This is a genomic window from Pseudophaeobacter sp. A-200-2 (assembly GCF_041008815.1).
Taxonomy (GTDB): Bacteria; Pseudomonadota; Alphaproteobacteria; order Rhodobacterales; family Rhodobacteraceae; genus Phycobacter; species Phycobacter gallaeciensis_A.
Map to the genome: position 1 here is coordinate 55,769 of NZ_JAXGFU010000009.1, position 14,206 is coordinate 69,974.

15 protein-coding genes are annotated in these 14,206 nt (G+C 61.9%); 6 read left to right on the plus strand and 9 right to left on the minus strand.

The window, feature by feature from the left end; genetic code table 11:
* Positions 1-12 precede the first annotated feature (12 nt).
* The 4 genes from SM766_RS14395 to trxB form a co-directional block, all read right to left on the minus strand.
* Positions 13-1,125, minus strand: a complete 1,113-nt coding sequence (locus SM766_RS14395) for a hypothetical protein (protein ID WP_368948214.1) — start codon at positions 1,123-1,125, stop codon at positions 13-15.
* Positions 1,126-1,277: 152 nt separating this feature from the next.
* Complete coding sequence (locus SM766_RS14400) at positions 1,278-2,993, minus strand: bifunctional sulfate adenylyltransferase/adenylylsulfate kinase (RefSeq protein ID WP_274830138.1); 1,716 nt, start codon at positions 2,991-2,993, stop codon at positions 1,278-1,280.
* Positions 2,994-3,177: 184 nt separating this feature from the next.
* On the minus strand, positions 3,178-4,878 hold the full coding sequence (locus tag SM766_RS14405; protein WP_368948215.1) for an adenylate/guanylate cyclase domain-containing protein: 1,701 nt from the start codon (positions 4,876-4,878) through the stop codon (positions 3,178-3,180).
* A 160-nt stretch (positions 4,879-5,038) separates the two neighbouring features.
* Complete coding sequence (gene trxB / locus SM766_RS14410; protein ID WP_368948216.1) at positions 5,039-5,980, minus strand: thioredoxin-disulfide reductase; 942 nt, start codon at positions 5,978-5,980, stop codon at positions 5,039-5,041.
* A 223-nt stretch (positions 5,981-6,203) separates the two neighbouring features.
* On the opposite strand from trxB, the gene SM766_RS14415 reads away from it, so the two are divergent.
* Positions 6,204-6,704, plus strand: coding sequence for an Lrp/AsnC family transcriptional regulator (locus SM766_RS14415; protein WP_065272905.1), 501 nt, complete (start codon positions 6,204-6,206; stop codon positions 6,702-6,704).
* Positions 6,705-6,748: 44 nt separating this feature from the next.
* On the opposite strand, the gene SM766_RS14420 is transcribed toward SM766_RS14415, so the two are convergent.
* The 5 genes from SM766_RS14420 to lgt form a co-directional block, all read right to left on the minus strand.
* A complete protein-coding gene (locus tag SM766_RS14420; protein WP_065272906.1) occupies positions 6,749-7,513 on the minus strand; it encodes a Hint domain-containing protein in 765 nt (254 codons plus the stop codon).
* Between the two features lie 281 nt (positions 7,514-7,794).
* A complete protein-coding gene (locus SM766_RS14425; RefSeq protein WP_274830135.1) occupies positions 7,795-7,947 on the minus strand; it encodes a hypothetical protein in 153 nt (50 codons plus the stop codon).
* A gap of 187 nt (positions 7,948-8,134) precedes the next feature.
* Positions 8,135-8,890, minus strand: coding sequence for a peptidoglycan editing factor PgeF (gene pgeF, locus SM766_RS14430; protein ID WP_274839731.1), 756 nt, complete (start codon positions 8,888-8,890; stop codon positions 8,135-8,137).
* Positions 8,887-9,954 carry a class I SAM-dependent methyltransferase gene (locus SM766_RS14435; protein ID WP_368948218.1) on the minus strand — a complete coding sequence of 356 codons (1,068 nt, stop codon included), beginning with the start codon at positions 9,952-9,954 and terminating at the stop codon, positions 8,887-8,889. Before SM766_RS14435 ends, pgeF begins: the two co-directional genes overlap by 4 nt.
* On the minus strand, positions 9,951-10,850 hold the full coding sequence (gene lgt / locus SM766_RS14440; protein ID WP_368948219.1) for a prolipoprotein diacylglyceryl transferase: 900 nt from the start codon (positions 10,848-10,850) through the stop codon (positions 9,951-9,953). The genes SM766_RS14435 and lgt overlap by 4 nt, the downstream gene beginning before the upstream one ends.
* A 97-nt stretch (positions 10,851-10,947) precedes the next feature.
* Here lgt and SM766_RS14445 point away from each other — a divergent pair, with 97 nt between their 5' ends.
* From SM766_RS14445 to SM766_RS14465, 5 genes are all read left to right on the plus strand, one after another.
* The gene (locus SM766_RS14445) at positions 10,948-11,196 is read left to right on the plus strand and encodes an accessory factor UbiK family protein (protein ID WP_065272910.1); all 249 of its coding nucleotides are present in this window, start codon (positions 10,948-10,950) and stop codon (positions 11,194-11,196) included.
* Positions 11,197-11,557: 361 nt separating this feature from the next.
* The gene (locus SM766_RS14450; protein ID WP_065272911.1) at positions 11,558-12,058 is read left to right on the plus strand and encodes a type III secretion system chaperone family protein; all 501 of its coding nucleotides are present in this window, start codon (positions 11,558-11,560) and stop codon (positions 12,056-12,058) included.
* Positions 12,059-12,101: 43 nt separating this feature from the next.
* The gene (gene proC, locus SM766_RS14455) at positions 12,102-12,917 is read left to right on the plus strand and encodes a pyrroline-5-carboxylate reductase (RefSeq protein ID WP_368948220.1); all 816 of its coding nucleotides are present in this window, start codon (positions 12,102-12,104) and stop codon (positions 12,915-12,917) included.
* On the plus strand, positions 12,910-13,248 hold the full coding sequence (locus SM766_RS14460) for a tRNA-binding protein (protein WP_274832917.1): 339 nt from the start codon (positions 12,910-12,912) through the stop codon (positions 13,246-13,248). The genes proC and SM766_RS14460 overlap by 8 nt, the downstream gene beginning before the upstream one ends.
* A 3-nt stretch (positions 13,249-13,251) precedes the next feature.
* On the plus strand, positions 13,252-14,202 hold the full coding sequence (locus tag SM766_RS14465; RefSeq protein WP_368948221.1) for a 2-hydroxyacid dehydrogenase: 951 nt from the start codon (positions 13,252-13,254) through the stop codon (positions 14,200-14,202).
* Positions 14,203-14,206 lie beyond the last annotated feature (4 nt).

Below are 14,206 nucleotides of genomic sequence, written 5' to 3' on the forward strand. Positions count from 1 at the left end.
CGGCAATGCTCCTTAGCGCGCGTTTGCGGCTCTGGCTTCCTTGCGGGCCCTTCGGGTGGATTTTTTCTTTTCGTACCAGTGGCGCAGGCCCTTGCTCTTCAGCTCGGCTTGCGGTTCGAACAGCAGGATCGCGTTGCGTAGGGTCCAGTCCGTCAGACTGCCCCGGCAGCCTTTCTCGGGCCACAGGGAACGTTCGGACCAAATATAGCGGGGGCGGTTGGGCTGTACGCTAACTGGACGGGCCGCGGCCTCGGTTGCGAGATTGGCCATTAGCACCATGATGTTTTCCTGCTCCAGCACCTTTTCACGCGCCGCGGCGATGGCGTCCTGTGCGGCTTCCCAGCGGCCGTTCTGGATTTCCTGGACCATGCGCCGGGCCTCGGCCACCGGATCGTCCAGATTCAGAGTCTCATGACTGTCCACCGGGAAATAATCGTCCACGTTGGAACAGCCTGCGTAGAAGGGGAAGGACCAGCACAGCCAGGGGTCGGTCAGTTTCTCGGTCCAGACATGCGGCCCTTCGCCATTCTCGATGGCGAGGTTGTACTTGTTGGGCAGCAGGGCGTCTGCCTTGTCGCCAATGGGTTTGAAACCGCGCCCGAAGAGTTCGATATGCTCGGGAATCTCGTCGATCAGGGTTTCAACAAACCGCATCCGTTTGCGGTGATATTCGGTGTGCACCTTGGTTGAGGTGACGATGGCAATCTTGTCCTGTTTCTGCGGCGGGGTCAGCGTCTTGAACCAGTCATAGCCACGATGATTGCCGTTGTCCGAGAAATCAAAGCCTGCCCACCAGTACCAGCAGACCGCCCGGTTGCGTTTTTCCGTATCCAGCGGTTTTTGCGTCGTCGTCAGAACCAATCCGAACTGGTTTAGGAACCGGCAGCTATAGGGGTGGATGACATCTGGTTCGGCAGCGATGAAAATCGTCCGCTCTTTCGGAACCTGCGTCTTGATGGTGTAGGAAGAGCGGTTGAAAGCGATGAGCACATCGGTGTCGTCCGGAACCTCGGTGCCAAAGGTAAAGGCTACCGAACCAATGCAGGGCTGCTGCCCCGGCGCCTGCTTCAGAAAAGACTGCGCTGTGGTGTCGGTAAACACATGTGCCTTAACGGGCGTAACCATACTTGGGCTCCAGAACACGAAATATTGAACCTGTGTAGGGATAAATTTACTTGCAAAAAAGATCCATTTTGGTCGCGGCGTTCAGGTAAAACAAAACGGCCCGCCAAAGGGCGGGCCGTTTCAACAGAAATCAGAGTGGGGTCAGTCAGGGATCAACCGGTGATCAGCCCCATGCTTTCCAGCTTCAGCAGAACCTGGTGGGCACAGTTGTCGACATCGACGTTTTCCGTCTCGACGCTCAGCTCGGGGTTCGCGGGCACGTCATAGGGATCTGAAATGCCGGTGAATTCCTTGATCTTGCCTTCGCGCGCCAGCTTGTAGAGCCCCTTGCGGTCACGGCGTTCGCATTCCTCGATCGAGGTCGCGACGTGCACTTCGATGAAGGCACCGAACTGTTCGATATCCTCGCGCACGGCGCGGCGGGTCGCTGCATAAGGCGCGATCGGCGCACAGATGGCGATGCCGCCGTTCTTGGTGATCTCGGAGGCAACATAGCCGATACGGCGGATGTTGAGGTCACGGTGCTCTTTCGAGAAGCCGAGTTCCGAAGACAGGTTCTTGCGCACGATATCGCCATCCAGCAGCGTCACCGGGCGGCCACCCATTTCCATCAGCTTGACCATCAGCGCGTTGGCGATGGTGGACTTGCCGGAACCGGAGAAGCCGGTGAAGAACACGGTAAAGCCCTGCTGGCTGCGCGGCGGCTTGGTGCGGCGCAGTTCCTTCACTACCTCGGGGAAGGAGAACCATTCCGGGATTTCCAGGCCTTCGGCCAGGCGGCGGCGCAGTTCGGTGCCGGAGATGTTGAGGATGGTTACGTCATCCTTGTCCGCGATCTCGTCTGCGGGCTCGTACTGGGCGCGCTCCTGCACATAGACCATGTGCTTGAAGTCGACCATTTCACAGCCGATCTCCGACTGATGCGCACGATAAAGGTCCTGCGCGTCATAGGGGCCGTAGAAATCTTCGCCGGCAGAGTTTTTGCCCGGGCCGGCGTGGTCGCGGCCAACGATGAAGTGGGTGCAGCCGTGGTTGGCGCGAATCAGCCCGTGCCAGACGGCTTCACGCGGGCCTGCCATACGCATGGCCAGGTTCAGCAGCGACATGGTTGTGGTCGAGGCCGGATATTTGTCCAGCACCGCCTCGTAGCAGCGCACGCGGGTGAAGTGGTCGACATCGCCCGGTTTGGTCAGGCCAACAACCGGGTGGATCAGCAGGTTGGCCTGCGCTTCCTTGGCAGCGCGGAAGGTCAGTTCCTGGTGCGCACGGTGCAGCGGGTTGCGGGTCTGGAAGGCCACGACCTTGCGCCAGCCCAGCTTGCGGAAGTAGGCGCGCAGTTCGTTCGGGGTGTCGCGGCGACCACGGAAATCATAGTGCACGGGCTGCTGGATACCGGTGACCGGACCGCCGAGGTAGATCTTGCCTGCGTGGTTGTGCAGGTAGTTCACGGCCGGGTGCGCCTCGTCATCGGCGCCAAAGACCTTTTCGGCCTCGCGAGATTTGTTGGGCTCCCAGCGGTCGGTGACCGTCATGGTGGCCAGGATGACGCCTTCCTGATCGCGCAGGGCGATGTCTTCGCCCACTTCCAGCGTGCTTGCGAAATCTTCGCTCACGTCCAGGGTGATCGGCATCGGCCAAAGCGTGCCGTCCGCCAGGCGCATGTTTTCGACAACGCCGTCATAGTCTTCCTCGGTCAGGAAGCCTTTCAGCGGGTTGAAACCGCCGTTCATCAGCAGCTCCAGGTCACAGATCTGGCGCGGGCTCAGATCGTGGCTTTTCAGCTCACCGGCCTCGACCTTCAGCTTCTGGGCAGAGTCATAAGATACATAGAGCTCGGGGATCGGAGCCAAATTACTCAACATAGTCATGTGAATTCTCTCTTCACTTGCGCGGGAGGGGGCGCCCGTGTCGCGGACGGCTTAAGGCCGCGCAATAGCCCAAAGGTTTCTTGAATGTCTAGCGAGCTGGGGAAAAAAGGACGATGTGTGCCTATTCCTTCACAAACGGATGTCGTTTCGCACCGCGCAGGCAATCATGGAATATCGTTCTGCCCTATGCGTGCTGGTTATGGTGCTGCTCGTGCTGCGCAGTCAGCAGATCGAACAGATCCTCTGCCCGCAGGGTCGCAATCGCCGATACCGGTTCGGCGACGCCGCGCAGCTGGAACGATTGTAGCGCGCTCTCGGGGGCGGTAAAACCAGCAGCGTCCAGCACGGCGGCAGAGACCAGCAGTTCAACGCCCAGGGCTTTGGTCTCGGCCTCAAGCCTGCTGGCAGCATTGACGCTGTCGCCGATGATGGTGCGCGGGGCGTGATCGGCAGAGCCGATTTCGCCCTGAACAAGATCGCCCAGATGCAGGCCAATGCCGATCCGGACCGGCGGGCTTTCTTCTTCTTCCAGTCGCGCGTTGAACGTCCGCAGCGCCGTACCAATCGCGGCCGCTGCATTCAGCGCCGCGCGGGCGGAACGAGCCGGGGAGGGGGCATCGAAGACCGCCAGCAGCCCATCGCCGAGGTATTTGTCCACGTGGCCGCCGGCCCCGGTGATCGCGGGTACGATGGCATCGAAGAACCGGTTCAGCAGGAACACTACATCATAAGGCAACTGACCTTCGGTACGGCTGGTGAAGCCGCGGATGTCGAGAAACAGGATGGCGAGCCTGCGTTCTTGCCCCTGGCTGGCGTGGGCCCGTGTGGTCCGCCCGTCGGGCCGGAACATGCGGCAGACGGTCAGCGGTGCGGTAGGCCGGATCTGGCAGGCCAGCCGCATGGTGCTGCTGGCCCGCACGGCGGCAAGGCTGCGCGCCTCAGCATCAGAAGGGGGATGCAGCGCATCCAATCCGTCTTCGACAACCACCCGGCAGGTGGTGCAGCGCCCTTTGCCGCCGCAGAGAGAGGTATGAGGCACGCCGCTGGCGCGGGACATTTCCAAGAGGGTCAGCCCCTTTTCGGCGCTCACCACAGGACCGTTCACATAGGTGATCCGAACCGCCCGGCGCTTGCGCAATGCCTTTTGCAGCAGCACGGCGGTTCCGGTCAGCACAAGAAGCGCCAAAAACAGGCCGATCCAGAGGTTTTCATTCTCTCGGAGGCTTACGAATGTCGGTTGGTCGGGCCAGTTGTAACTTGCCATCAGTGCCGCCCGCTGACTGCCCTCAACAAACAGATCGTAGATCCGGCGTCCCTCGCTCAACGCGCCGGCCAGGGCAAAGGTGGGGATGAAGACCGCGAGCCCGATCATATAAGTCTGTGTCCGGCGCCACCAGCGCGTCAGCCGCAGCCAGTAGTGCAGCCCCATGCAGCCATGGATCCAGACGGCCAGCAACAGCAGTGCCTGCCACCAGATCGATGGCGAGTTCCACATCAGGACAAGGATGAAGCCCATCTCATCGTTGACGTTGTGAAGCTCATGCGCGTAGCGGGTGTAGGTAATGTGTCGCAACAGCTGCAATGGGATCAGAAGGCCAAGCCCCAGCTGCACCGCCTCGTTCCAGGTCATCCGCCAGCTGCGTCGCCGGGTCAGTTGCCACAGGGCTAGCCCGGCATGCAGGATCAGCGCGCTATAGAGAATGACACCGCCCAGCACACTGCGGGTGATGATCTGGCGAGCGCTCTGCATGGCCTCCACCGCCGCAGGAGAGAACAGCGCCAGGCCCAGGTTGATGAAATGGAAGAACACATAGGTGAACAGGACCAGCCCGGTCACCATCCGGGTGCGGATTATCCAGTTGCCCTGCCACAGCACATGCGTCACCGGCTGCTCTCCCCCGTGTAGCCTGCGGTGACTGTGACGGGATGCCGCGATCCGGGTCAAGGCTCTGCAAAAGGAAAGCCGCGCGCCCTTTGGGGGCGTGCGGCTGTTTTCGGCATCGGGCCCGGCCTGCGGCGGTATGCCCGCAGGACCTCGGCGTTGGTTATTCCTGTTCGGCCAGGAACCGTTCGGCATCCAGGGCCGCCATGCAGCCCATCCCGGCAGAGGTCACGGCCTGACGGTATTTGTGGTCAGTCAGATCGCCGGCCGCGAAAACACCGGGGACCGAGGTTTCGGTGGAGCCTGGTTTGACCTTCACATAGCCGCCGTTATGCAGCTCCAGCACATCCTTGACCAGTTCGGTTGCCGGGGCGTGGCCGATGGCGACAAAGACGCCCTTACAGGGGATTTCCGAGATTTCGCCGGTCTGCACGTTCTTGACCTTGACGCCTTCAACGCCGAGCGGCGCATCAGTGCCGACGACCTCTTCCAACTGATGAAACCACAGCGGTTCGATCTTGGGGTTCTTCAAAAGCCGGTCCTGCAGGATCTTTTCGGCGCGCAATTCATCGCGGCGGTGGATCAGCGTGACCTTGGAGGCGAAATTGGTCAGGAACAGCGCTTCTTCAACGGCGGTATTGCCGCCGCCGATCACCACGATTTCCTGGCCCCGGTAGAAAAAGCCGTCGCAGGTCGCGCAGGCAGAGACGCCAAAGCCCTTGAATTTGTCCTCGGTCGGCAGGCCCAGCCATTTCGCGCGGGCGCCGGTCGCCAGGATCACGGCATCTGCGGTATAGGTGGTGCCGCTGTCGCCCTTGGCGGTAAAGGGGCGCTGGCTGAGGTCCAGATCGGTGATGATGTCGCCGATGATCTCGCAGCCCATTTCCTTGGCATGGTCTTGCATGCGCACCATCAGGTCCGGTCCCTGAACCTCGGTGTCGCCGGGCCAGTTTTCCACTTCGGTGGTGGTGGTCAGCTGGCCGCCCGGTTCGATGCCCTGCACCAGAATGGGTTCCAGCATCGCGCGGGAGGCATAGACCCCCGCAGTATATCCGGCCGGACCCGACCCGATGATCAGTACCTTGGTGTGACGCGTATCGCTCATCTCATATCCCCAAATCCGCAGGTTGGCGGGCAATCCGCCGTCAGCCACAGGATATAGCGACAGACCAGAGGCGCTTAAACCCCCGGCATCACCTTCGTGACGCAGCTGTTATCCGAGGCAGCTTGATCTTGCGGAGGGCAAAGATTATTGCGGCGCAGTGAAATAATATTGCGCGCTTTCGCGGCGCTGATATAAGAAACGCAAACTGACGGGAGCTTCCACAATGGTCACTACACGCCTTGATCCGATTGATCGCAAGATTTTGTCGGAACTGCAGGCCGATGGGCGCATGACCAACGTAGAACTGGCCAAACGCGTCGGAATTTCCGCGCCGCCCTGCCTGCGCCGGGTGCGTGCATTGGAGGAAGCAGGCCTGATCCGGGGCTATCATGCCGAGGTCAACAGCCGGGAGCTTGGCTTTGAGGTTCAGGTCTTTGCCATGGTGGGGCTGGAAAGCCAGGCCGAGGCAGAGCTGAGCGCATTCGAGGAAAAATGCCGCGGCTGGCCGCTGGTGCGCGAGTGTCACATGCTGAATGGCGAGGTGGATTTCATCCTCAAATGCGTCTCACCCGATCTCAGCACCTTTCAGAGTTTCCTGACCGGAGAGTTGCTGACCACGCCGAACGTGGCAAGCGTCAAGACATCGTTGGTGATCCGCGGTGCCAAGGACGAGCCGGGCGTGCCGTTCGACGTTCTCGAAGACCGTCTGGCGCTGGAACCCTGACCGGACCTGTGCCAGGTCGCCGACAGGGGATGCTGACAGGTTGTTCAGATAGCGGCGTCTGCGCGCTCAAAGGCCAGCGGGCCGAAATCCGCAATCGCATCTGCGTGGCTGAAGAGATTTAGGAACAGCGTCTTGATCGGATAGCTGACCAGTTTCAACGCATTCGGCCCGGGATGATAGGTTTCAAATTCCAGCCCCCCCACCTGAATAACCGCGTGCTGCGGCAGGCAGAGATGGAACATATCAACCACGGTCGGCGGTGAGGTTTCAAAGATATTCATGCCGTCCTGGAAATCCTGAACCGGCGTCAGCAACTTCTTGTCACTTGCATCCCGGCGCATATGCGGCGGCGTGCACAGCAGCCGCGCGGCGGGACCGGCCACGACGCAGGACATGGGTTTTTGCATTCCAAAACTGTCAGCCATGAAGCTGGTGAGCGGATGGGTCTGTCCCTTGGAATCGGCGCGCGCTGGAACCAGGCTGGTGGAACCTTTCCAGATCAACGGCTGATATTCCCCGGTTTGCGTTGCGATCATGTCACCGGGCCAGAGGTCCTCAATGGCGACGGGGCCCATATCGGTCTGCACCAGCGTTCCGCGGGTAAAGGCACAAAAGGCGTTTTCGAACAGTGGCAGGGCCGGCGCGATGTGACGGGTTTCCGCGACGGTTCCGTTGGACAAAAGAGCGCTGACCTCGAACCGGCGCAATTGCGGTTTGGTGACCATGCGCAGCGCGGCGGGATCCTGAAGCAGGGCAGTGGCTTCGGCTGCCGATGCAGCGGCCTGGTGCAGCGAGTGAGGCGTGTTCATAACGTCAGGGCCTTTCTCAATTCGACTTCGGAACCACAGCCCCGCGGCTGCGGGGCATTCGGACTGTTTGATCAGGCACCGTCGTTTTTTGCACCTGCGCCGGACCGGAGTGCCGGACTGGGCGGGAAGGTGACCGCAAGAGTTTAAGCAAACCTCTACACGGAAGAGCCCCGCTCCGCGCATCCTGCCCAGGCCGGTCTTTCTTTGCATTTTCTGAACACAGGGAAGACGTCCAGAGGCTGCAATCCGCCGGGAAGTAAGGGCAAGTCTTCCGCCCTAACTCAGGCGCTTTTCAACGCCTTCGGGTCACTGCGGGTGCTGCGGCGGCGCTCTATTGACGCACGTCGCGCCACGCCGCGGTGCCAGGGCAATTTGCTTTTCTCGCTTTTGGCAGTTGCAACAATGGAAGCGATAAAACGGGTTCGTGCTGTCATTATTGCTCCTGCCGGGTCCATTCTGAACGATGTCTGTCTGAGCGCAGGTATCGGTAATCAATGCGACGTTATTGTGGCGCGGGCATGGAAAAGCCCCGGCAAAGCGGGGCCGGGGCGGTTACAATCGGGCTGCCGGGGATCTCCGGGAATTTTCAAAAGGGATCGGGGCGCGAGTGTTTTCTTTTTCCTACAGGCGGATACAGGCAATCAGCCTGCCATAATCAGCCTGTTTTTCGTGGGTGGCACGCCGATAGGAATAAAATCGCTTTGGATCGCTATAGGTGCAGTGGCCGGTCCATTCCGCCTCCGCAACCCCGGCGCTGCGCAGTTTATGCAGGCCAAGACCGGGCAGGTCGAACAGCAAGCGGTCGCCTTCGCCATTGGCAAAGAAGCGCGCGTTCTCCGGGTTCTCGGCCATGAAGTCGTCGAAGAACTCGGGGCCAACCTCATAGGCGCGCTGCGAAATGGTCGGGCCGATGACGGCAAGGATATTGCTGCGGGTTGCGCCTAGATCCACCATCGCCTCCACCGTCGCAGAGAGCACCCCGTCCAGCGCCCCGCGCCAGCCGGCATGGGCGGCGCCGATCACTCCGGCCTCGGGGTCAGCAAACAACACCGGCTGGCAGTCTGCCGTCAGGATCGACAGGGCGACACCCGGTGTGCGGGTGACCATGGCATCGGCTCTGTCCGGGCTGTTGCCAACCTCTTCGATTACCACGACGTCGGGGGAATGCACCTGATTGACCCGGGCCAGCCTCTCCGGGGCGACCTCCATTGCGGCAGCAACGCGGGCGCGGTTCAGTTCGACCGCTTCACGCTGGTCCGAAGATCCAAGCCCGCAGTTCAGTCCCTCGAAAATGCCGGAGGATGCGCCGCCCCGGCGGGTAAAGAACCCATGCCGCACGGGGCCAAGAAGATCCGATGTCAGTATTTCCAGCGTCATGACTGAAGCCCCGGTGGTGGTGTCGCGTTGCCGGGGTAGAGACCCAGCACCTTGAACAGGTTTCCCATTTCCTCGGGGTGCGTCAACCGCCGATGTGCGGCGATCAAATTGTCGAGTGCATCGCCCTCTAGCGGTGCGGCAAGGGCGCGGGCGCGGTCGGTGATGCCCAGCCGCTCCAGAAACACGCCCTGCGGGGTCAGCCGCGTGGCCGTGCAGCCGTGCGCCTGTGCCGCCTGTGTCAGAACCTCAAAATCCACATGGGTGGTCAGGTCTGCGCTGCCGGGTGCCTCCAGCGGATCACAGGGCGCATGATCGCGCAGCGCTTGCAGCGTGTCGCCAAGCGAGCGCCAATCGCCATAGTCCACGATCAGCGCCGCGCCGCCATGCGCTGCGATACGTGTAGCGATTACAGCGGTGACAGGGGCCGCGCCTTCGCAGAGTTCGACAAGATCGCCCTCGCGGGTGTCCTCAAGCCGGTGGCTGAGCGCGGGCTGTTCGGTTACCGGGCCGAGGCCAAAGGTCAGCGTGCCGTTCTGCATGCCGATGCGTTTTTCGCGCCAGCCGCTGCCGCCGCGCAGGAACTGGCGCACGGGCAGGGCGTCAAAGAACTCATTGGCAACCAGAAATAGCGGCTGCTGTGGCAGGCTGTCGATGGTGTCGTGCCAGATCGGTTCAAACCCTGTTAGCGCCTTGGCCTGTGCCTCGCGCAGGGTGGGGGAGGCCTCCACCAGATGCAGCTCCAGCGCGGCGTGGAAACCGGGCACCGCGCGAGTGGCGCGCAACAGATCCGCCATCAGGGTGCCACGGCCAGGGCCAAGCTCGGCCAGGGTGAACGGCGCAGGCGCGCCCTGATCCAGCCAGCTTTGCGCCAGACACAGGCCCAGCAGCTCACCGAACATCTGGCTGATTTCCGGCGCCGTGGTGAAATCCCCGGCAGCGCCCAGCGGATCGCGGGTGGTATAATAGCCAAAGCGGGGGTTCAGCAGGCACTCGGCCATGTAATCGGCCAGGCTCATCGGCCCGTCGACATCGATGCGGGCAATCAGGTGATCCAGCAGGCTCATGCCGTGATCCTCTGGCGGCGCAGGGCGGCGATGGCAAAGACCAGTCCCAGCGCGATCATCGGCAGCGACAGAAGCTGTCCCATGGTCAGCCCGTAGCCGCCGACATGCCAGGCAAGGCCGAGCGGATTGCCGGGGGTCACGAACTGCGCATCGGGCTGACGGGCGAATTCCACCAGGAACCGCGCCATGCCATAGCCCGCCAGAAACAGCCCCAGCACCAATCCGGGCCGGTGAAAGGCCCTGCGCCGCCAGGCCAGCCACAGCAGCAATGTCGCCAGCAGCGCGCCTTCCAGTAGCGCCTCATAAAGCTGCGACGGGTGCCGCGCGCAAATTTCGCCAAGGGCCTGCCCACAGTCCTGCGCGGCCTGTCCCGGAAAGGAGACGCCCCAGGGCAGATCCGTTGGCCGCCCCCAGAGTTCCGCATTGATGAAATTGGCCAACCGTCCCAGCATCAGCCCGGGCGGCACGCTGAAGGCCACCAGATCGGCCATCTGCAGCCGGGGTACACCGTGGCGCAGCGCAAAGATCCAGGCCGCCAGCACCACGCCGATCAGCCCGCCGTGAAAGGCCATGCCGCCTTCCCAGATCCGCAGGATCGCGGCTGGGTTGGAGAGGTAGTATCCCGGCTGGTAGAACAAAACGAACCCCAGCCGCCCGCCAAGGATCACGCCAATGATGATCCAGGTCAGCAGATCCTCGACCTGCTGCGGGCGCATCGGTGGCTGGCTCGCGGGCCAGAGTGCGGGCTGTCGCAGGGCCGCCACTGCCAGCCGCCAGGCGATCAGGATCCCGACGATGTAGGCCAGCGCGTACCAGCGCAGCGCGAACTCAAAAGATCCGATGGTGATCGAGAAGATTTCGGGCGACAGGTCGGGGAATTGGATCATTGCGTGCATGTGCGACTGAATGCCTTTGCTCTGGAAGGGAAGTCAACGGCTTGCCCGCGGCCCTTTGGTTGCCCATATAGGGCATAAGCCTGATACGGAGAAGACGATGCAGAGCCGCAACAAGATCCTCGACGATATTTCCCAGCTGATGACCAATGCCATGGGTGTGGCCCACGGCGCCCGCGAAGAAGCTGAAACCGCGATGAAGAGCATGATCGACCGCTGGCTGGCCGACCGTGATTTCGTGACACGCGAAGAATTTGACGCGGTGCGTGCCATGGCGCAGAAGGCCCGCGAAGAAAACGAAGCGCTGAAAGCCCGCCTCGATGCGCTTGAGGCCTCTGCCAAAAACTGAAGACTGAAGATTAAAGACCGGACCCATCCAGAATATGCATGCGCCTGCGCGGGCGAAAAACCCGCTTGGGGCCGGTGCAGGCGGCACGTCCCGGCAGTGACGGCCAAATAACGCGGCGCCTTGATTGGGCCGCCTGATTTGCACCCGGGACCTTATCCACAGCTTTGCCGATATTTTGGGTGGCTTTCCGCTTCATCCACAACTTATTGCAGATATCCCCAAATAAAGGGTTGCCAGCGCCTATCCGGGTGTCCACCATATCTAGTATGGGAGCGGGGTTGCCTCCCCGGTCCTTTGAGCGCAAAGCTAGCTCTAGCGGACCCGAAGAGGTGCGTATGCTAGATACCAGAGAGGTGGCATCATGGCCCTATCCGAGCATCATCTGGAAGACGACATCCACCCCATAGACATCGTTGAGAACGTTGCCTCCCATCATGACTGGGATTTTGACCGGATCGGCGATGATCAGATCGCCATGGCCGTCGAGGGGCAATGGCGCACCTATTCGGTAACCCTGGCCTGGTCGGGATACGAGGAAACCCTGCGGCTGGTGTGTAGTTTCGAAATGGATCCGCCTGAGGACAAGCTGCCGCTGCTCTACGACCTTCTCAACCGGATGAACGATCAGTGCTGGGCAGGGGCCTTTACCTATTGGGCCGAGCACAAGCTGATGCTTTATCGTTATGGCCTGATCCTGTCGGGCGGCCAATCGGCCAGCGCCGAGCAGATCGACGCGATGATCCAGGCCGCTGTGTCGAATTGCGAGCGTTACTACCCGGCCATTCAGCTGACCACCTGGGCCGGGCGCACGCCTCAGGAATCTCTTCAGGTCGCCATTGCAGAGGCTTATGGCCGCGCGTAAACCTGTGCCCTGAAACTGATGTAACAGCACAGGGGCAGGGACAATGGACATGACGGATATCGCGGATCGCGGGCTGGTCCTTTTGGGATGCGGTAAGATGGGCTCGGCGATGCTGGCCGGATGGCTGGACGGCGGGTTGCCCGCGTCGTCGGTCTGGGTTCTGGATCCCTATCCTTCGGACTGGCTGAAACAGACCGGCGTGACCATCAACGGCGGCCTGCCGCAGAACCCAGCCATCGTATTGATCGCTGTAAAGCCGCAGATGATGGGCGATGCACTGCCGGGGCTTCAGGCGCTGGGCAATGGCGATACCCTGTTCATCTCGGTTGCCGCCGGTATCTCATGTGCCAGCTACGAGGCGATGCTGGGAGAGAAGACCCCCATCGTGCGCGCCATGCCTAATACACCCGCCGCCATCGGGCGCGGCATCACTGCCCTGATCGGCAACGGGCGCAGCAGCGGCGCCGATATGGATCTGGCCGAAACCCTCTTGTCCGCGATCGGCCAGACGGTGCGGCTGCAGTCCGAGGATCAGATGGATGCGGTCACCGGCGTCAGCGGCTCCGGGCCTGCCTATGTGTTCCACCTGATCGAAACACTGGCCGCCGCAGGTGAGGCGCAGGGGCTGCCCGCCGATCTGGCGATGAAATTGGCCAAGGCCACCGTGGCGGGCGCAGGGGCGCTGGCCGAGGCGGCCGCGGAAGATCCCGCCCAGTTGCGGGTGAACGTGACCAGCCCCAATGGCACCACCCAGGCGGCGCTTGAGGTGCTGATGGACAAGGACAGCGGTTTCCCGCCCCTGCTGAGCCGGGCGGTTGCCGCTGCTGCAAACCGATCCAAGGAGCTGTCCGGTGGCTGAGATTTCCTTTGATGATTTCCTGAAGGTCGACATCCGCGTCGGCACCGTGGTGCGGGCAGAACCCTATCCCGAAGCCCGCAAACCGGCGATCAAGATGTGGATCGATTTCGGCGATGAGATCGGTGAGAAGAAAACCTCGGCCCAGGTGACTGCGCATTACACGCCGGAAATGCTTGTGGGAAAACAGGTTGTGGCGGTGGTCAATTTCCCGCCGCGCCAGATCGGCAAGTTCATGTCAGAGGTTCTGGTGCTTGGCCTGCCGGATGAGGCCGGGGAGATCCGGCTGATCGGGCCGGATGGTCCGGTGCCGCTGGGCGGAAGGATGCACTGAGCGATGAAACTTTGGATTACCCGGCCGATGACAGCGGCTGTCGAGGCCCGCGCGCGGGAAGAGTTCGATGTGGATATCCGCCCCGATACGGGCGTGCTGAGCCGCGCGGAAATGCAGCGTGCCTTGCGGGATTATGACGTGGTCATGCCGACGCTGGGCGACCGGTTCGATGCCGAGATTTTTGCCGCGGTGCCTGCGCCGCGGTGTCGGCTGCTGGCGAATTTCGGCGTTGGCTACAACCATATTGACGTAGAGGCCGCCCGGGCCGCCGGTGTTGCTGTGACAAACACGCCGGGCGCGGTCACCGATGCGACTGCCGATATCGCGATGACCTTGCTGCTAATGTCGGCCCGCCGCGCAGGCGAGGGGGAGCGGCTCGTGCGCGATGGCAGCTGGGAAGGCTGGCACCCGACCCAGATGCTGGGTCAGCATGTTACGGGCAAGACCGTCGGCATCGTCGGCCTTGGCCGCATCGGGGCCGCCATCGGGCAGCGCTGCCATTTCGGATTTGGCATGAAGGTCCTCTACACCGCCCGCAGCGACAAGGATCCGGGTTTCCCCGTCACCCGCTGCGCCAACCTGTCAGAGATGGCCGCGCAGGTCGATTTCCTGGTGGTTGCCGTGCCCGGTGGCGCCGACACCCGGCATATGGTGGATGAAGCGGTGCTTGCGGCGATGCAGCCTCACGCGCATCTGATCAATATCGCCCGCGGCGAGATCGTGAAAGAAGCGGCCCTGATCACCGCCTTGCAAGAGCAGCGCATCGCCGGGGCAGGCCTTGATGTTTATGAATTCGAACCCGAGGTGCCCGAGGTGCTGCGCGCGCTTGATCGCGTCACCCTGCTGCCGCATCTGGGCACGGCCACCGAAGAGGTGCGCAGCAACATGGGGCATATGGTGCTGGACAATGTCGCGGCCTTCATCGCCGGGCAGAAACTGCCCAACCCCGTCTGAGCCA